Annotated in this window: 25 protein-coding genes; 20 read left to right on the top strand and 5 right to left on the bottom strand. The window is 37.8% G+C overall.

Going from position 1 to position 18,730, the window contains the following annotated elements:
* Positions 1-25: 25 nt before the first annotated feature.
* On the bottom strand, positions 26-997 hold the full coding sequence (locus PI85_RS09300) for a DUF1385 domain-containing protein (RefSeq protein ID WP_042737447.1): 972 nt from the start codon (positions 995-997) through the stop codon (positions 26-28).
* Between the two features lie 109 nt (positions 998-1,106).
* Between PI85_RS09300 and PI85_RS09295 the strand changes: the two genes are divergently transcribed.
* The 12 genes from PI85_RS09295 to accC all read left to right on the top strand — a co-directional run bounded on the left by PI85_RS09295 (position 1,107) and on the right by accC (position 9,749).
* Positions 1,107-1,532, top strand: a complete 426-nt coding sequence (locus PI85_RS09295) for a hypothetical protein (protein ID WP_036126952.1) — start codon at positions 1,107-1,109, stop codon at positions 1,530-1,532.
* Positions 1,533-1,595: 63 nt separating this feature from the next.
* Positions 1,596-2,030, top strand: coding sequence for a type II 3-dehydroquinate dehydratase (gene aroQ / locus PI85_RS09290; RefSeq protein WP_036126950.1), 435 nt, complete (start codon positions 1,596-1,598; stop codon positions 2,028-2,030).
* A gap of 2 nt (positions 2,031-2,032) precedes the next feature.
* Positions 2,033-3,094, top strand: a complete 1,062-nt coding sequence (locus tag PI85_RS09285) for a Xaa-Pro peptidase family protein (RefSeq protein WP_036126948.1) — start codon at positions 2,033-2,035, stop codon at positions 3,092-3,094.
* A gap of 17 nt (positions 3,095-3,111) precedes the next feature.
* Complete coding sequence (gene efp / locus PI85_RS09280; protein WP_008179859.1) at positions 3,112-3,669, top strand: elongation factor P; 558 nt, start codon at positions 3,112-3,114, stop codon at positions 3,667-3,669.
* A 206-nt stretch (positions 3,670-3,875) separates the two neighbouring features.
* On the top strand, positions 3,876-4,883 hold the full coding sequence (locus PI85_RS09275) for a nitronate monooxygenase family protein (protein ID WP_036126946.1): 1,008 nt from the start codon (positions 3,876-3,878) through the stop codon (positions 4,881-4,883).
* Positions 4,884-4,973: 90 nt separating this feature from the next.
* On the top strand, positions 4,974-5,183 hold the full coding sequence (locus tag PI85_RS09270; protein ID WP_008179863.1) for a hypothetical protein: 210 nt from the start codon (positions 4,974-4,976) through the stop codon (positions 5,181-5,183).
* 5 nt (positions 5,184-5,188) lie between these two features.
* The gene (locus PI85_RS09265) at positions 5,189-5,566 is read left to right on the top strand and encodes a hypothetical protein (protein ID WP_008179865.1); all 378 of its coding nucleotides are present in this window, start codon (positions 5,189-5,191) and stop codon (positions 5,564-5,566) included.
* 12 nt (positions 5,567-5,578) lie between these two features.
* Entirely contained in the window at positions 5,579-6,490 is a 912-nt protein-coding gene (locus PI85_RS09260; RefSeq protein ID WP_036126944.1) for a stage III sporulation protein AE, read from the top strand.
* A gap of 207 nt (positions 6,491-6,697) precedes the next feature.
* A complete protein-coding gene (locus tag PI85_RS09255; RefSeq protein ID WP_008179869.1) occupies positions 6,698-7,117 on the top strand; it encodes a hypothetical protein in 420 nt (139 codons plus the stop codon).
* The gene (locus tag PI85_RS09250; RefSeq protein WP_008179871.1) at positions 7,118-7,672 is read left to right on the top strand and encodes a SpoIIIAH-like family protein; all 555 of its coding nucleotides are present in this window, start codon (positions 7,118-7,120) and stop codon (positions 7,670-7,672) included.
* Between the two features lie 199 nt (positions 7,673-7,871).
* Entirely contained in the window at positions 7,872-8,369 is a 498-nt protein-coding gene (accB, locus tag PI85_RS09245; protein WP_036126942.1) for an acetyl-CoA carboxylase biotin carboxyl carrier protein, read from the top strand.
* A 12-nt stretch (positions 8,370-8,381) separates the two neighbouring features.
* Entirely contained in the window at positions 8,382-9,749 is a 1,368-nt protein-coding gene (accC, locus tag PI85_RS09240; RefSeq protein ID WP_008179874.1) for an acetyl-CoA carboxylase biotin carboxylase subunit, read from the top strand.
* 452 nt (positions 9,750-10,201) lie between these two features.
* Here the strand turns inward: accC and PI85_RS09235 are convergent, their stop codons facing one another.
* The gene (locus PI85_RS09235; protein WP_036126941.1) at positions 10,202-10,726 is read right to left on the bottom strand and encodes a GNAT family N-acetyltransferase; all 525 of its coding nucleotides are present in this window, start codon (positions 10,724-10,726) and stop codon (positions 10,202-10,204) included.
* A gap of 186 nt (positions 10,727-10,912) precedes the next feature.
* Here PI85_RS09235 and PI85_RS24665 point away from each other — a divergent pair, with 186 nt between their 5' ends.
* The 3 genes from PI85_RS24665 (at position 10,913) to PI85_RS09225 (ending at position 12,025) form a co-directional block, all read left to right on the top strand.
* Positions 10,913-11,077, top strand: coding sequence for a hypothetical protein (locus PI85_RS24665; protein ID WP_200886561.1), 165 nt, complete (start codon positions 10,913-10,915; stop codon positions 11,075-11,077).
* Between the two features lie 222 nt (positions 11,078-11,299).
* Positions 11,300-11,443, top strand: coding sequence for a hypothetical protein (locus PI85_RS25215; protein ID WP_369794248.1), 144 nt, complete (start codon positions 11,300-11,302; stop codon positions 11,441-11,443).
* A gap of 171 nt (positions 11,444-11,614) precedes the next feature.
* Positions 11,615-12,025 carry an Asp23/Gls24 family envelope stress response protein gene (locus tag PI85_RS09225; RefSeq protein WP_036126940.1) on the top strand — a complete coding sequence of 137 codons (411 nt, stop codon included), beginning with the start codon at positions 11,615-11,617 and terminating at the stop codon, positions 12,023-12,025.
* Between the two features lie 93 nt (positions 12,026-12,118).
* Here the strand turns inward: PI85_RS09225 and PI85_RS09220 are convergent, their stop codons facing one another.
* From PI85_RS09220 to PI85_RS24230, 3 genes are all read right to left on the bottom strand, one after another.
* Positions 12,119-13,288 carry an MFS transporter gene (locus tag PI85_RS09220; RefSeq protein ID WP_036126938.1) on the bottom strand — a complete coding sequence of 390 codons (1,170 nt, stop codon included), beginning with the start codon at positions 13,286-13,288 and terminating at the stop codon, positions 12,119-12,121.
* A gap of 177 nt (positions 13,289-13,465) precedes the next feature.
* Positions 13,466-14,302, bottom strand: a complete 837-nt coding sequence (locus PI85_RS09215; protein WP_036126936.1) for a MerR family transcriptional regulator — start codon at positions 14,300-14,302, stop codon at positions 13,466-13,468.
* 11 nt (positions 14,303-14,313) lie between these two features.
* Positions 14,314-14,481: a DUF2197 domain-containing protein gene (locus PI85_RS24230; protein WP_144422574.1), complete on the bottom strand. Its 168-nt coding sequence runs from the start codon at positions 14,479-14,481 to the stop codon at positions 14,314-14,316.
* Positions 14,482-14,692: 211 nt separating this feature from the next.
* On the opposite strand from PI85_RS24230, the gene nusB reads away from it, so the two are divergent.
* From nusB to xseB, 5 genes are all read left to right on the top strand, one after another.
* A complete protein-coding gene (gene nusB / locus PI85_RS09210; protein ID WP_008179889.1) occupies positions 14,693-15,076 on the top strand; it encodes a transcription antitermination factor NusB in 384 nt (127 codons plus the stop codon).
* 31 nt (positions 15,077-15,107) lie between these two features.
* Positions 15,108-15,962 (top strand): bifunctional methylenetetrahydrofolate dehydrogenase/methenyltetrahydrofolate cyclohydrolase FolD, encoded by an 855-nt coding sequence (gene folD, locus PI85_RS09205; RefSeq protein ID WP_036126934.1) that lies wholly within the window; start codon positions 15,108-15,110, stop codon positions 15,960-15,962.
* A gap of 130 nt (positions 15,963-16,092) precedes the next feature.
* Positions 16,093-16,908 carry an undecaprenyl-diphosphate phosphatase gene (locus PI85_RS09200; protein ID WP_008179894.1) on the top strand — a complete coding sequence of 272 codons (816 nt, stop codon included), beginning with the start codon at positions 16,093-16,095 and terminating at the stop codon, positions 16,906-16,908.
* A gap of 231 nt (positions 16,909-17,139) precedes the next feature.
* A complete protein-coding gene (gene xseA, locus PI85_RS09195) occupies positions 17,140-18,498 on the top strand; it encodes an exodeoxyribonuclease VII large subunit (RefSeq protein ID WP_036126933.1) in 1,359 nt (452 codons plus the stop codon).
* Complete coding sequence (gene xseB, locus PI85_RS09190; RefSeq protein ID WP_036126931.1) at positions 18,495-18,728, top strand: exodeoxyribonuclease VII small subunit; 234 nt, start codon at positions 18,495-18,497, stop codon at positions 18,726-18,728. The genes xseA and xseB overlap by 4 nt, the downstream gene beginning before the upstream one ends.
* The last annotated feature ends 2 nt before the right edge of the window (positions 18,729-18,730 follow it).

The following is an 18,730-nucleotide window of genomic DNA, read 5'->3' as shown; positions in this document are numbered from 1 at the left end:
AACTTACGTTGGGACTGCCTTTTCCTTAATCATGATTTAATGTTGCTGCTATTTCTGGCTGTTGCTCTACTTGAAGTAGCATATTAAAGGATGCAATGGCAACTTCCACTTGATCATCCTTTGGTTCGCGAGTTGTTAGCAATTGAAGCCATAGACCAGGATAGCCAAGGAATCGTAATACAGGAATATTACGGCAAGCATTTGTTGCCTGTAATACTTCAAATGATATTCCTAGTACTACTGGAATTAATAAAATACGATCTAAAATACGTAGCCATAGCGGGTCAGTTGGCACGAAGAAATATAAGAACATGCCGACAAAGACTGTGAAAAGAATGAAGCTACTACCACAACGATAGTGTAGACGTGATTGTGCTTGGACGTTTTCAACTGTAACGTCTAAACCAGCTTCATAGCAGTTGATGACTTTATGCTCCGCACCATGGTACTGAAATACTCGTTTGATGAGAGGCGTTAACGAGATAAAATATAAATATGTGAGCAGTAATAGTAGTTTAATACCGCTTTCAAGTAAAATTTGGCCCGTTTTTCCTTCAATCCATTTAGAGAAAAAATCAGCTATAAAAACTGGAATTAGTGTAAAGGCAAATTTTCCAAATAAAAAGGAAAGAATACCTACTACAGCAACCCCAAGTATCATTTGAAGTTTGGATCCTTCTTCTTTATTTTCTTCTTCTTCACCAGGTACTACATCATAACGATCCCCTGCAAATTGCATATGACGAGAACCTAAGCCTGCTGATTCAATCAACGCGACAACGCCTCGAACAAATGGGATTTTTTTAAGCTTTTGTAAAATAGGCTTTTGTACTTTTTTAAAATGATAATAATCAATGGAATCATCGTTACGACGAATGGCTGTAACTGTATGATCCTTTCCTCCGAACATCACACCTTCTAATTGTGCTTGTCCCCCGTATACAGGTGAATTGCTCAAGGCTAACACCACTCTCTTTATATATTTCAACTGTACCATTGTACTAAATTTAGTCAAAAACCTCTACAGTTACGCATAGTAAATTTTCTATATGGCTACACTAATCGTACATTTTAGGAAATGATTAGTGGGCAAAGGAGGAAATATTGTGAAAATAGGGACAATAACGTCACTTGTAAATGCGCTTGTTTTAGCATTGTGCTTAAAAGGTTTGCATTATTTTAATCTTATTAAATGGCATCCGATTGGTTTTTATAAAAAATGGGGATGGTTTGAAGAAAGCTCTAAATTATTTCACTGGACCTTCTTTATTTTTCTTCTATTTATCATCGGATTGTTTGTATATATGACTATGCGCTATGTCTATGTCATTCCGGCGGTCTTTTCTTCGCTACTGCTAGGGCTTTTTGTAACGATTCTATTAGAATGGATTGCATTAGATTTACCATTACAACTTTCTTCCTTTAAAAAGCTTTCGATTCCATTCATAGTTGTCGTGGTTTGCCTTTTACGCTTCTTGTTAGAAACAGCCAATTTTCATCAGAGAGAGCATACGGCGCAAAAAGGAAATTAGTTGCTGTATGCGCCGTGTATGATAAAATAAATGGCAAGTACATAGAAAGAGGCGAATAGAAGCGTGAAGTTATTATGTTTGAATGGACCCAACTTAAATCGACTTGGAAAAAGAGAGCCACATATTTATGGACATGAAACATTGGATGATGTTCAAGAAAATGTTCAAAATCTTGCGGCTTCTTTAGGTGCCACAGTTGAATTTCGTCAATCCAATCACGAAGGGGTACTTGTGGATTGGGTGCATGAAGCAGAAGACGAAAAATATGATGGCATCATCTTTAATCCTGGTGCATATACCCATACAAGCATCGCGTTACACGATGCTATTGCAGGAATTTCTGTGCCAGTAATCGAAGTACATATTTCCAATATCCATAAACGTGAGGCTTTCCGTCATCATTCCTATCTTGCTCCGGCCTGCCTTGGTCAAATTTGTGGACTAGGTACGAAAGGCTATGAACTGGCACTACGTACATTTATCGAGAGGGAGAATTGATTATGTTGAAATTACAAAAGCTACGTAAAGCACTTCAAGAACAAAACATCGATGGTATTTTAGTTACGAATGGGTATAACCGCCGCTATATGACTGGTTTTACAGGGACAGCAGGCGTAGCAATTGTGTCTCAAAATGATGCTGTGTTTATTACAGATTTCCGATATACAGAACAAGCTACCGCGCAAATTCAGGACTTCCGAATTGTTAAGCATGAAGCAACAATTATTGAAGAAATTGCTACACAAGTAAAAAATATGGGCATCAAATTACTGGGCTTTGAGAGAGATACTGTAAGCTATGGCACATATGAACTGTATAAATCGAACATTCAAGCTGATTTAGTGCCGATTTCTGGGCTAATTGAAAAAATTCGCTTGATTAAGACGGAACAAGAGATTAATATTATTAAGGCTGCGTGTGAAATTGCAGATCACGCATTTACACATATTTTAGGCTTCATCAAGCCTGGTAAAACAGAGCTTGAGGTTTCGAATGAATTAGAATTTTTCATGCGTAAACAAGGAGCGACTCAGTCTTCGTTTGACATAATTGTTGCGTCTGGTCTTCGTTCAGCATTACCACATGGCGTGGCAACGGATAAAGTGATTGAAAAAGGCGACTTTGTTACATTAGACTTTGGTGCGCTATACAATGGCTATATTTCGGATATTACGCGTACTGTGGCTGTTGGAGAACCATCTGAAAAATTAGTAGATATGTACAATGCAGTCCTTGCTTCTCAGCTGTTAGCACTTGAAAAAGTGGGTCCTGGATTAACAGGTATTCAAGCGGACGCTATTGCACGTGACTACTTAAAAGAAAAAGGATATGGCGAAGCATTCGGTCATTCTTTAGGACATGGTATCGGTCTTGAAGTACATGAAGGCCCTGGCTTATCGATGCGTTCTGATGCAGTGCTAGAGCCAGGTATGGCCGTGACGATTGAACCGGGTGTTTATTTACCAGGTATCGGTGGTGTCCGTATTGAGGATGATATTTTAATCACTGAGACAGGGAATGAATTACTCACACATTCGTCAAAAGAACTCATTATTTTATAAAATTTGGAGGAACACAAATGATTTCAGTAAACGATTTCCGTACAGGTCTAACAATTGTTGTTGATGGCCAATTATACCGCGTGCTAGATTTCCAACACGTTAAACCAGGTAAAGGTGCTGCTTTCGTACGTTCTAAATTACGTAACCTACGTAACGGCTCAGTGAATGAAAAAACATTCCGTGCTGGTGAAAAAGTAGAAAAAGCACAAATCGATAACCGCAAAATGCAATATCTATATGCACAAGGTGACGACCATGTATTCATGGACCTAGAATCATACGAGCAAACTGAACTAGCTTCAGCAGCAATCGAGTATGAATTAAAATTCCTAAAAGAAAACATGGAAGTTCATATTCAATCTTACCAGGGTGAAATGCTAGGTGTTGAATTACCAAACACGGTGCAATTAGAAGTAACTGAAACAGAACCAGGCATTAAAGGTGACACAGCTTCAGGTGGTACGAAACCTGCTACTCTTCAAACAGGTCTTATTGTACAAGTACCATTCTTCGTAAACCAAGGTGATGTACTAATCATTAACACAGAAGAAGGCTCTTACGTTTCTCGTGCTTAATTATAAATGATCATCAACCTACTCTTTTTTATTAAAAGGGTAGGTTTTTATTTTTTTCTTATACATTTCTTGTGAAACGATCGGGACATTGTGATAATGGATAGAGAAACGGTCTCTTTTTTTCTTGTCTCCCTCCAAGTTTCTATCATCAGATAGATGGTCATTATTGGGAGAAATGTCTACAATAATCGTAAGGAGTGAGAGTTATGCTACAAACAATACTAGATAGTCAACAACCAATCATTCAAGCGCCTATGGCAGGTGTCACATCACCTAAATTCGTTGCAGCTTGTACCGAGGCTGGATTATTAGGCTCTATAGGTGCAGGTTACTTAGATGGTGAACAAACAAAGCAATTTATTCAGGAAGTGAAGAGGCTAACGACAAAACCTTTTGCGGTCAATCTATTCGTACAAGAGGAGCCGCAAATTGATATCGAGGTTTTACAAAAGGCCCGCATGGCACTCCAACCTTTTTATGATGAGCTTGGATTATCGCCTGTACAAAGCGTTGTATCCAAGGAAGTTTTTGCTGGACAAGTCCAAGCGGTTATTGAGGAGAATGTAAAGATCTGCTCATTTACATTCGGTATTCCTTCAGCGGAGGTGCTCCAACAGTTAAAGGAACATGGGGTATATACAATTGGTACAGCTACTACATTAGCGGAAGCTCAGCTAGTTGAACAGGCTGGCATGGATGCGGTGGTCCTACAAGGCGGAGAAGCGGGTGGTCATCGAGGTTCCTTTACAGCACCACTTCAATTAATTCCTTTATATGACCTACTGCAGCAGGTAGCGGGGAACATAGCTATTCCTATTATCGCAGCGGGAGGCCTTGTGACGAAGGAGGATATTCAGAAGGCTTTAGAGAGCGGGGCACAGGCAGTGCAAGTTGGGACGGTTTTACTGGTGGCAGAAGAATGTGAAATTTCTCCGCTTTATAAAAATGCGGTGCTGGCATCAAAAGAACAGGAAACAACCATTACACTCGCATTTACAGGTAAACCAGCAAGGGGTCTAGCAAATGATTTTACTAGACGTATGAAGGATGCGACAGTTGCACCCTATCCGTTGCAAAATTATTTAACGACAACTATTCGTAAGGAAAGTGCTGAACAGGGCAATGCCCAATATTTATCGATGTGGATGGGCGAAAATAGCCATCTTGTACAGCACACTGGTACGGTCAAAAGTATCGTAGATAAATGGCTATAAAATTTTTACATAGAAGATCTCTATACAACTGTATAGAGGTCTTTTTTTTTGTAGAGCGACATATATTGCTGTACACGAGGGGGCGTAGGAATGGAATTACAAGACGTATTAAGAGTTGCTGGAGTGGGACTAGTAGTTGCGCTTCTTCATGTTTTCTTCGATCAAACAGGGAAGAAGGAATTTTCATTTTTCCTATTTTTTATTGCCTACTTATATATGACAGCAGAATTACTCCGTTTTTTACGTCTATTTTTTACCGAAATTCTCACATTCTTTCAATGGCTGACATCATCCGGGTAGGGTAAATGGAAATTGTTATCGTTGCTGTTGTCATGCTGCTTTTATTATTGCTGATAAAAGAAGTCATACAGCCACTCCACGCGCTAATAAGTGTGATGTTTTCGTTTTTACTTTTTGGCATGCTGTTCTCGACACTTTTATTGCCCTTCGTCAAGCAACTTTTAGAAACGCTTGCGTTTTTGCCTTATGCAAAGGCTATTTTAATTAGTGCAAGTATGTTCTATGTCGGGCAATGGGTGTCATTGCTGCTTGTAGAACATAACTATAGGGTGCTCGGGAACATTGTTTTTGCAGCGGTAAAGATTGTTATTTTATTGTATTGGTTCAAAGAATTTTTGGCTGTTTTACAGGAGGTGTCGGCCATTTTACAAAGGCTAAACTAAGGAGCGGAGCCATTGCAGGAGCAAATACTATCGTTTTTAATCGACCCATTCTTTCTCTTGCTCAAGATGACACTGTTGCTTTGTAGTTATGTCATCATGATTTTAATCATCAACATGATATTACCAGAATTTGAAAAAGGGACAAGAATCCTCTTTTTTCTAATTGTGTTAGCTACGATAGGACCAGTTGTTGTTAAATCTTTTACATTAATTGATGAAATTGCCCAAGGACTAGCCCATTTATTTACGGCGTTTTATCCTATTTTGACCTCAAGCTTTATGTTATCTAGTAGTATTACAGCCATTGCATCCTGGCAGCCTTTTTTGCTGTTTTTTGTACAAGTTCTCACAATTATTAGTAGTAAGTGGCTTATTCCAGGTGTTTTGTTAGCCATTGTTTTTGATGTATGTAGTGTGATTGTTAAGGAAATATCTTTTACACGGATCGCGGATTTGATTCGCTTTACCATTATGAGTATCGTTTCTGCCTCTGTTATTTGCTACGTCCTATTGATGACTGCAGGAGGAGTGGCTGCGTTTAGCGTCAATGCAGCTGTAGCTGAGCCAGTCAAAAAATTAATTGAAGAAAATATTCCGGTGGTTGGTTCGTTTATAGTTGATAGCTTTTCAATGTTTCAGCATATGACACAATTTACATCCTCACTTACCAGCATTAGTGCCTTTATCGCAGTTATTACCGTATCGTTTATTCCAACTGTTCAACTTGTTGTCAGTGCCTATTCTTTAAAAATGCTTGCCGCTATTTTAGAACCCATTGCCTTTGATGATATTTGTAGACTACTAGATCAAATTAGTAAATCCCTATTTACCTTATGTGCTGTATCATTTTTGATTGCTTTTTCATTTATGTTCTCTTGTTTTTTCCTCATTGTGTTCGTACAAGTTATGGCAGGGGGGAGATAGATTGATTCTTTTATTGGCATTGCTCTTTGTTTGTCAGATATTTGTGTTTCTAACGGATGATAAGGAAATAATTTCACTCACAAAACTGGTCATCACGTTAGTATTTTTGCAATTGCTATTAAAGATTCCATTTATCAATTCATAGGAAGAAACAAGCGTACATACACTTGAAAAAGAGAAGATGAAAGGAGGCAATGTACAAGTGATGTGGAAAAGACACGAAAAAAAACAACGTCATTAATGGTTTTAATACTGGTAGCTGCCTCCGTTGGTATTTTCATCATTTTGCCTATGTATCAAACGAATTCAACGAACGACAAAGGTTCACCGCTCACGAATGAAGAAAAACTTGAGCAAACACTAAAAGCAATGCAAGGTGTTGGGGAGGTTAAAGTCTATTTTTATTATGGAGAGATGACAGATGACCAAGATGCCAATAAACTATTCAGCCAATATTTTCGAGGGACTGAGCAAGGCGCGAAAAACGTAACAGGAATGCTAGTTGTTTCAGAAGGTGCATCCGATATCTTTGTGAAAAATGAAATTCGTGCAGTCGTCAGTCAAGTGATGCAGTTGCCGATTCATCGAATTATTATCGTTCCAATGGAAAATAAGGAGGAAAAGTAAATGCGCGTACGTAGAAGAACAGTTTGGTTTATGACATTATTAAGTTTAGTAGCAGTCATTTCAGTGTATTATTTGGTTGATCCAGCAAAACAGTTCAATGGTCTTACTATTTTTACGGATGATACATTACAACAAACAGCTGTAAGTGGTGTTACAGATCAAAAAGCAACGAATGATGTGACACAAGAAGTTTCTTCACCGAGTCATTTATTTGAAGAAATGCGTATGCAAGTTAGTGATGAGAGAAGCCAACTTCGTGAGCAGTTAACACAAAAAATTGCTTCAGAAGAATCTTCTGCTGACGAGAAAAATGAGGCATTCAATGAAATGGATGGTCTTATTAAACGAGAATCAGCAGAAGCAATGCTTGAAATGCTCATTAAATCATTAGGCTATTCTGATGCATTTGTTCGTGCCGAAGGAGAAAAAGTTTCTGTTACAGTCATGGCTGAAGAATTATCAAAATCCCAAGCAAATGAAATTATATATTTAGTAAGAACAGAGATGGAAGGCGCAAATGATGTACAAGTAAAGTTCAGCGCGAATAATTATTAAAAATATAGAAAATAATAAATTTTTAGTTTATTTAAAAAGAGTTGTTATATATCAGCGTTATGAAAAGGCTTTCGCTTAGTAAAGGAAAGCCTTTTATTTTGTTCATATTTACTTAATTTTCATTTAACTATTTCAAATTGATTCGAAAAAATATAAAATAGTTATTGTAGTAGATTTTATTTCATAAGGAGAGTTAGAAATGTTCAAAATTCAAGAAATTCGCGAAATTATTAAATTAGTAGATTCTTCTTCAATTGACGAGTTTGTGTATGAGGTAGATGGCGCAAAAGTTAAGTTAAAAAAGAATAATATTGTTGTTACAGAAACTGTAGCACCTAAAAAAGAAGTAGTAGCACCTGTTGTACAACAATCTGCACCAGCAGAAGCTCCAGTAGCAGCACCAGCTAAAGTGGAAGAAGCACCTGCTGCAGCGGCGCCAGCGATTAACGACCCATCGCTACATAAAATTGTATCTCCAATGGTCGGTACTTTCTATCAATCACCAAACCCAGATTCACCAGCTTACGTAAAAGCAGGAGACAAAGTAGGGAACGAAACAATTGTATGTATCGTAGAAGCAATGAAATTATTCAACGAAATTGAAGCAGAAGTGCAAGGGGAAATCGTTGAAGTACTTGTGAAAGATGGCGAATTAGTAGAATACGGCCAACCATTATTCCTTGTAAAAGCTCAGTAAGGAGTGCAAATCATGAAAAAAGTTTTAATTGCAAACCGCGGCGAAATCGCTGTGCGTATCATTCGTGCTTGTAAAGAGTTAGGCATCCAGTCAGTTGCTGTGTACTCTGAGGCAGATGCAGACGCATTACATGTGAAATTAGCAGACGAAGCCTACTGTATTGGACCAAAGCTATCAAAAGATTCTTATCTTAGTTTCCCAGCTCTACTTAGTGTAGCTGAAAAAACAGGTGCTGACGGTATCCACCCAGGCTATGGCTTTGTATCAGAAAACGCTGATTTTGCAGAAGCTTGTGAAAACGCTGGCATTAAATTTATCGGTCCATCATCTGATTCCATTAAAATTATGGGTATCAAGGACGTAGCACGTACAACAATGGAAGCAGCAGGAGTTCCACTTGTTCCGGGTACAGGTATTGTGCCAGATATCGAAACAGGTAAAGAATGGGCTGCTAAAATTGGCTATCCTGTAATCATCAAAGCCACTGCTGGTGGCGGTGGTAAAGGGATTCGTGTAGCACGTACAGAAGAAGATCTTGTCAAAGGTATTGATATTACGCAAAAAGAGGCTGCTGCTGCATTCGGTAACCCTGGCGTATATTTAGAGAAATTCATCGAGTACTTCCGTCACTGTGAAATCCAAATTTTAGCGGATGGCTATGGTAACGTCGTGCATTTAGGCGAGCGTGACTGTACTGTTCAACGTCGTATGCAGAAGTTAGTAGAGGAAGCTCCATCTCCAGCTCTTTCTTCTGAACGCCGTGCTGAAATGGGTGCAGCTGCCGTAAAAGCAGCCCAAGCCTGTGACTATGAAGGTGCTGGAACAATTGAGTTCATTTATGACTATCAAGAGGACAAGTTCTACTTCATGGAAATGAATACGCGTATCCAAGTAGAGCACCCAGTAACAGAAATGATTTCTGGTGTAGATCTTGTACAACAACAATTAAAAATTGCATCTGGTGAAAAACTACCTTTCACTCAAGATGATATTCAATTAAATGGTTGGGCTATTGAATGCCGTATTAACGCAGAAAATGCCTATAAAAACTTCATGCCTTCAGCAGGAACTGTTGATACGTATGTAACACCAGGTGGCTATGGTGTACGTATTGATTCTGCTGTCTATGCAGGTTATACAATTCCACCATACTATGATTCAATGGTGGCAAAACTCATTGTTCATGCCGATACACGTGAAGAGGCGATTGCGAAAATGAATCGCGCACTAGGTGAATTTGAAGTATCTGGTCCTGGAATCAATACAACCATCCCATTCCACCAAGCACTAATGAACAATGACGTCTTCAAATCAGCGCAATTCAATACGAAGTTCCTAGAAGAGAATGATGTATTGGGTGTTGCAGAAAAAGTGAAGTAAGCGTTCGCTATTTGAAAAGCCTCTAACTTTTACAGTTAGAGGTTTTTTGTTTATCTTGAAAAGGTCAGCGTACAGGGACTTCGATTTAGAAGGTATGACAGAAGCTATACAGCTACCAAGCTTTGATGGGTACGTTTAAAGAGGAAGATACGATACTGATTACTCCACCAAAGCTAATGATTGATGTAGCTGAATTACATGAGGCTTAGAAAGGTGAAGAAATTAATAGTGCTATGTTAATTGTGAAAGAGCAAATGCGTCTTGTTGGGCGTTCGTAAGGCGACAATCAGCGAATGCATTTATACTTTTAAACGTTTAGAAGATGTTTGTTCAAGTGGATTGCGATTGTGAGAGCATAGCAAAAGGACTTGCGTGTAATGAGGTTGAATCATACTCACAAGCCCTTAGTATGATGGCTATTGTTTTGAATGTCGAATGGTTGTTCATAGTCCCTATTTTAGATTTTCCAAAACCCTATCAATATCATTCCACACATAGACGTATTCTTCTAACACTTTTCCACCAATATTAATTTGCACCGTTTTCACATATTCCGCTCCGTAATATTCATAGAAAAAACGTGTTTTATTTTCTGCCAATACTTCTACAAATATTGATTGATACCCTTTCTGTTTAAAATAGATAAATAACTCGTTCAATAAAAGTTTTCCAATCCTTTTGCCTTGATATTCTTCTAATAGGTAAATCGAGGTTAAGTCACTTGAATTACGTTCAACGTTTGTTTCTCTAGTTGAAGCAACTGCAAAGCCAACAATTTCTCCAATTTCATTTTCAGCGACAAGAACATAATTATCTTCTCTGTTGATATTTCTTTCCCATAATTTTTCTCGTTGTTCATAGGATAATTTATCTAAAAAACTATCAGGAATAATATTTTTATAGGTTGTTCTCCAACTGTCAACATGAACCTTTCCAATACCTTGTGCATCTTGAATTGTTGCTGTTCTAATTTTCATCTTCATTCTCCTATCATATTTCTATCTCCTTAACTAACAGAAAATTCTTTTTATTTAAAAACATAACATATTAGAGTGAGAGTTGATAGTTAAATGGAGATTGCAAATCTTGTAGAAGTGTTCAAAGCGACTTTAGCACCTATGAGCGTTCTTATGATTGATTTGAAAGCATAAAAAGGACTGGCTATGAGATTCATCATTCACGCAAACCCTATTCTTATTAAACTAAGCGCAACAACTATTCCATTCCACCAAGCACTCATGGACAATGACGTCTTTAAATCAGCACAATTCAAAACGAAGTTCCTTGAAGAGAATATTGTATTTGGTGTTGCAGAAAAAGTGAAGTAAGCGTTCGCTATTTGAAAAGCCTCTAACTTTTTTTACAGTTAGAGGTTTTTGTTTATACCACTGTATAATTCGGGTAGAGCAGTTGAGGAGGGGGATCAGTATGCCTATATCTAATAAGCTAGTAAGAGATAATATTTTAGAAATAATGGATGCGAAAGGTGTAACTTATCGTGCGCGTACTTTAGAACACCAATTGAGTTTTTAACGGAAGTAAAAGCAAAAATGCTCGAGGAAGCTAGGGAGTTTCATGAAGCTACTACTGTACAAGATGAGGTTGAGGAATTAGTAGATATTTTAGAGTTAATACATACAACAATTAGTGCACTAGGTGTGAGCTATGAAGAGCTTGAGGCATTCCGTAATTAGAAGAAAATGGAGCGCGGAGGCTTTGACAAGAGGATTTATTTAATAAATGTTGAGGATCCAGCTTCTTTATAAATTAAAACGGCTTTCGACAGCCAAACCTTCCTTTTTATAGTATAATATATGTAAGTACAGCATTTGTTTGTGATGTGTAAGGGAAAGGATGATATTTGTATGGCAGAGAAAGTAGGACAATCTTTCGTACAACCAACACCTTCTGGAAAAGAAGAGCTTGGAAAAATTGAAGTAGCGGCAGAGGTTATCGAGGTTGTGGCAGGGATCGCAGTAAATGAGGTCGAAGGCATTGCTGCAACACGTGGTAATATTGCGACAGGTGTCGTGGAACGTTTCGGTAAAAAAGTACACAATAAAGGGATTAAATCAGGTGTAACAGAAACGGGTGAAATCGCTATTGATGTATTTTGCTCTGTGAAATATGGATATGCCATTCCTAAGGTAGCGAAGGAAGTACAAACACAGATACGCCAAGCTATTTTTAATATGACAGCACTCGAAACTGCAGAAGTAAATGTGCATATTACAGCGATTCATTTCGAAAAAGAAGAAACTGTAGTACATGAATAAAACTAAAAGGATTGCCCGTAGATGACATATCTGTGGGCAATCCTTTTTTAATTTGGAAATTCATTCATAATATTATATTGTATCGCTGTTCGTTTATAGTTCAATATGCTTTGGTTTTCTCCAGAATAACGCAAGGATGACACCAATCACTAAAACAATTGTGGCAAAGTAATATGGATAGTTCAAATTAATATCGAACAATATCCCGCCTAAAATAGGACCGAAAATATTACCAAGGCTTGTAAACATAGAGTTCATACCACCCACAAACCCTTGCTCATTGCCGGCAATTTTAGATAAATAAGAAGTGACTGCTGGACGAATTAAATCGAAACCAACAAAAATAAAGAATGTGACAAATAGGATGGCGAAATAATGATTCACGATAGTCATAGCAAAAGTTAAGACCGCTGAAAGGATCAGTGAATAGCGAATGACATTAATTTCTCCCATTTTCTTTGTCAGCCAATCAAATAGTAATAATTGTGCCAATGCACCTACAATCCCACTACCTGTAATGATAATGGCGATATCTGATGGCGTAAAGGCGAATTTGTGGTCGACGAATAAACTAAATAATGATTCGAATGCAGCTAAGCCAAATGATAGGACGAAAATAAGGATAAATGGAATGAAATAAAGCGGGCTAAATACTCGCTTGGCACTCCCTAAAATTGATGTTGGTGTATCTTCCTTATCTCCAGCACGTGTTGGTTCCTTTAGTAATACCAATGAAAAGATTGCTGCTACAAGGCCAAGGACACCTGCTGCATAGAAGGGAACGCGTGTACCATATTCGGCTAAAAACCCTCCGATTCCAGGACCAATTATAAAGCCTGTACTAATTGCAGCACTCATATAGCCAAGAGCTTTCGGGCGTTGAGATAGTGTTGTAATATCGGCAATATAAGCAGTGACGGCTGGCATAATGAAGGCCGCACTCACGCCACCTAACATTCGAGAAATAAATAGGACTTCAATGGAACGTCCCAATCCAAATAAAAACTCAGAAAGTCCAAAAATAAAAAGCCCTGCAACAATCATGACTTTGCGGCCAATATTATCGACTAACTTACCAGCAATGGGTGACACGATCAGTTGCGTAATAGCAAAGGCTGCCACCATATAACCAACGACAGAGCCTGAAATATGAAGCTCATTCATGATGGTTGGTAAAACTGGAATGACTAAACCAATACCTAAAAAGGCAATGAATAGATTCGATAGTAAAATTGCTAATGTTATATTTTGCTTCTTGCTCATAATGTTCTCCTTTTATTCGTTCACGATACATGAAATTGACATTCTACTAGAATATTTCCATGTATTACGATAAACCCTATAGTAACTATAGGGTCAAAAGATTTGTTTTCAATTTGATGATTTTTTATCAGTTTGGAAATTAATGTGGACAGTTATACATAAAGGGAGATTGTATCTTTATTGTTTTTTTCGAATCTTTAATTCAACAATGAATTTCTTTTCATGCTCTAAAGTAAGGGTTGCGGGCATATACAGTTCATAAACTTGAGATTCAAAAGCTTCAGACTGAACCATGACATAATTTCTTAATTTTTCATAAAAAGAAAAGTAGGTATCCGGATGGTAGATAAATGCAATACAGACAAATGTACCAGCAGGTATAATGGTTTGTTCAATATTCGACGATAGCTTCGAAAATACTCGCTCTGTTAATAGCGGGGTGAAAATGGCGTCATAAATAATTGCATTCACATTTTCATAGGGAGCGAGCGGATATATACAACCATAGCGACTATTTAATACACTGCCTTCCTTCTCAATAATTTTTGTAAGTGTTGCGTAATATGTATTGGTACTAGAAGTTGGAGTTAATTCGGTAGTTGTCACTTGTAGAATGGGCATGGCTTCCTCTACTTGTATATATACCTCACCAAAAAAGGGGATATCGATTTGTTCCTGTAATTGCTTTTTGGTTTTTAATAAAGTGTTTTTTACTTCATTCAAGCGTGAAATTTTAGTATCAATTCTTTGCTCTTGCTGAGCAAAAAAGTCAAGTAGTTCTTCAGACGTTAATTTGAGCGCTTTCTTTATATCCTCTAGAGAAATGCCAATATATTTAAGTGATTTAATGATATCTAAATAGAAAATTTGACTGTCTTTATAATAGCGATAATTGGTATAAGAATCGGTATAAGCAGGCTTAAATAAATCGATCTGATCATAATAGCGTAACGTTTGAATGGATAGATTGGACAGTTTGGCAACCTCACCGATTGTATAATAATGTTCCTTCATAATGGCCTCCACTAGTAGTAGCTAAAGAAGTTTCGGATGGCATCAAAGCGAATTTTATGCTTGCACTCTTCGCAATAAAATAGGTGAGCTTTACGTTCTTTCATTAGTTTGTATTGTGCTTCACCTTCTTGGAGCTTGAATGGTTTTTTACAGCTCGTGCAAATAGCTTCATATTGCATTGTGAACACCTCTGTAGATTCTTTCAATTTTCTTTATTATAACATTTTGTGAATTAAACAAGTATTTTGGAATGCTCGAGACGAATTGTTAGATGCGCAAAAAGTTTCTTGAAAAAGGTTTCAGATTATTGAAAACTTGCTTCAAATCGTGTTTCTCGGGCGATTTTATGCTATTATAAACCTTAATGCCACTTAAGAAGGAGAGCTTTACATGAAACGACATGAAGCACGCGAAAAAGCGTTGCAAGTTTTGTTTCAGCTAGACAATACAGATTTAACAGTTGAAGAAGCAATGGGTCATATTAAAGGCCAACCGACAAATGCCTTCTACGAAAAAATTGTTACTGGAACAGCTGAACATTTGGAGGAAATTGATGCTACATTAGAACAGCATCTTGAAAAGTGGTCACTTGCCCGTTTACCCAAAATTGAGAGAACTGTTTTACGCCTAGCTGTATACGAGCTGTTATACATGCCCGAAACACCAAAAAGAGTAGTACTAAACGAAGCAATCGAGTTATGTAAAACATTTGGCGATGATAGTTCATCTAAATTCGTCAATGGTGTACTTTCTAAATTTACAGAACAAGAATAATGTGTTGAATTGGAAGGAGTAACGAAGGTTTATGTCAAGTGCAATTATTAATGGTAAAGAGATTGGTCAAGAAATTCGTAATGCTGTAGCAGAGCGTGTAATTCGTTTAAAAGAGCAAGGGTTAACACCTGGTTTAGCGGTTGTGTTAGTTGGGGACAACCAAGCTTCAGCTACATATGTGAGAAATAAACAAAAATCTTGTGAAGCAATTGGTATGTATTCGGAACTAATTAAATTACCAGAAGAAACGACGCAAGAGGAATTATTAACACAAATTCAACTATTAAATCAACGTGAAGATATTCACGGTATTTTAGTACAATTACCACTTCCAAAACATATTGATGAGGATAAAGTCATCGCGACAATTGCTGTCGAGAAGGATGTTGATGGCTTCTCACCTGTCAGTGTGGGGAAAATGATGCTTGGCCAAGAAACATTTTTACCTTGTACTCCTTTTGGCGTAATGAAGCTTCTTGAGTATTCAGGAATTGAAATTGCAGGAAAACATGCTGTAATCGTAGGACGTAGTCATATTGTAGGTAAGCCAATGGGGCAACTACTATTGCAAAAAGATGCTACGGTAACGTATACACATTCCAAAACGCCAGATTTACCTTCATTTACAAAACAAGCGGATATATTAATTGCTGCTGTTGGACGTGCAAACTTTATTACAAAAGAGCATGTGAAAGATGGGGCTGTTGTAATTGATGTTGGCATTAATCGTGATGACAACAATAAATTATGCGGCGACGTAAACTTTGCTGAAGTAGATGGTATAGCGTCTCATATCACACCTGTACCAGGCGGTGTTGGACCAATGACCATCACAATGTTACTATTCAACACTGTGCAAGCAGCTGAAAATAAGCTTGCTAATTAAATAGCCTTTTCAAGAAGTCATCTCACTATCATGTTGAGATGACTTTTTTATGGATTAATTCCAGAACTTTTATGCTAATGTTGACGTCTAATGTAACGTTTGGGACATACATACTTAGTAGGAGGTTTTTATGGAAAATATCGATATTGTGTTAATTGTGAAGCATATCATTATTGGTCTTGTCCAAGGGTTTACAGAACCAATTCCGGTATCGTCAAGTGGACATGTGATGATTGCCAGCGAAATACTAGGGCTTGGTGAACAAGGGTTTACATTCGCCATTCTCACTAATACAGCATCGTTACTTGCTATTGTTTATATTTATCGTGAGGATATAGTACGATTGATTTCCCATTTTTTCTTGTACTTGAAAACACGTGAGAAGCGCTACAATGCTGATTTTCGTTTTGCCCTGTATATCATTATAGGTTCTATTCCAGCGGGCGTTTTAGGAGTATTATTAAGTGATGTTATTGCAGACAATGTGAGTATGACGACAATCGCGCTCATGTTGTTTGTTACGGGTGCGGCATTATGGCTGATTCGTAATATGCGTGGGAAGAAAAAAGATGCAGATTTAAGTGCAAAGGATGCCATTATTGTTGGGTTAGGGCAAGCAGTTGCTCTTACACCAGGTATTAGCCGCTCAGGTGCGACGATTATTTCAGCGATTGCAGTAGGTATGAGACAGGATACAGCTTTACGCTTCTCGTTTATGCTTTATATTCCAGTAAGCTTAGGTGGGGTCGTATTAGGAATAACTGATTTTTTAGATGAGCCTAATAAAGGTGCGTTAGCGCTTCCTTATGCAGCCACTTTTCTAGCTACTCTTATTATGACGTACTTTGCCATGCGTTGGTTTATGGGCATTATGAAAAGCGGTAAACTTAGCTATTTTACGTATTACTGTTTTATTGTAGGAACATTATTATTATTATTTTATTAAAATGTAAAGTCTCATAACAACTGTTGTTATGGGACCTTGTTTTGTTATTCATTGAATAGTCAATTTCTATTAGTTAGAACGTGTTGGAATATGTTATAGTTGTTTTTTGATAGATAAAAGACAGGCATTTTTTCTAGCGAAACTGTATTTAAACGCGTCAACACCAGTAAAAAATGTTATGATAGGTGTAGTTTTTGTGAAAAACCTGATCTTAGTAAAGGAGCCGAAAACATGTCCTCTGCTTCTTATTTAACTGTAAAAGCATTAACAAAATATATTAAACGAAAATTTGATGCGGACCCTCACCTACGCGAAGTGTATGTGAAAGGTGAGCTATCAAATGTTAAAATTCATCAATCTGGCCATATTTATTTTACATTAAAGGATGATGGGGCAAGAATCGCTGCCACGATGTTTAAAACCGCTGCCACGAAATTAGCATTCGAACCAAAAGAAGGTATGCAAGTATTTATCCGTGGTGATGTAAACGTTTACGAAGGCTATGGGACTTATCAGCTATATGTCCAAGAAATGCAACCGGATGGTATAGGTAGTCTATTTGTTGCCTTTAATCAATTAAAAGAGCAATTACAAAAAGAAGGGCTTTTTAAATTAGAATGGAAGCAATCGATTCCAAAGTTTCCTGAAAAAATAGGTGTGCTAACATCAACGACAGGAGCAGCGATTCGAGATATTTGTACGACTTTAAAGAGACGTTACCCTCTAGCTGAAATTCTGATTTACCCTACGCTCGTACAAGGAGCACAGGCGGCACCAAATATTGTGCAAAACATTCAACGTGCCAATCAAGAGGCAACTTGTCAAGTGTTGATTGTTGGACGCGGGGGAGGCTCGATCGAGGACTTATGGGCATTCAATGAAGAAATAGTGGCGAGAGCTATTTTTGACAGTCGAATTCCTATTATTAGTGCAGTTGGTCATGAAACAGATACGACAATTGCCGATTTTGTTTCTGATTTACGTGCACCTACACCAACAGCGGCCGCTGAGATGGCAGTCCCAGATCAAGCGGAGCTATTCCAACGGGTACTTTCCCAAAAATCTCAAATTCATCAAATGGTTAGGTCGCAACTTATGGCTGAACGACAGCGTCTTAATAAGCTCCAACAGTCTTATCCACTGTCAATGCCAGAAAGACTATATCGACCGTTTACTGAAAGATTGGCACAGCTTGAGTCAGGATTGCAAACAGCCATGCAAGTAGATTTGATGAAGAAAAGTGCTCAGCTTCAGCAATTACATAGTACGGTGGCACAACATTCACCAAAAAAAGCACTTGCCTTCCATCAACGGGAGCTAGAAGCGCGCATGCAACAATTAACTCGTGCTACAACGTATTATGTAGCGAAGCAGCAACAACAATTTGAGGCAGCTATTCGAACATTAGAAGCATTAAATCCACTATCCATTTTAACAAGAGGATTTACAGTCGCTTATAAAGATCAACAGATGATAAAATCATCCACTGACGTGCAGAAGCAGGATCATCTAACATTGACTTTCCATGATGGGAAGGTTGTGGCTGAAGTGAAGGATATTTTGCCAAAGAATGAGGGGGAATCGTTGTGACAGAAAAACAACAAACTTTCGCAGAAGCTATGACGGCATTGGAAGAAATAGTTCGCCAGCTAGAACAAGGCGATGTACCATTGGAAAATGCGATTGATTTATACAAGCAAGGAATGGAGCTATCAAAGTTTTGCCATAGTAAGCTGCAGCATGCTGAAGAGCAGCTAGTATCTATTGTCCAAGAGACAGGTGAAAAAACAGCATTTGATCCACTAAAGGGAGAGAATTAGGA

This window comes from Lysinibacillus sp. A1, from assembly GCF_000801965.1.
Lineage (GTDB): Bacteria > Bacillota > Bacilli > Bacillales_A > Planococcaceae > Lysinibacillus > Lysinibacillus fusiformis.
The sequence above is the reverse complement of the archived record's forward strand: the minus strand, read 5'-3'. Positions and strand labels throughout refer to the sequence as shown.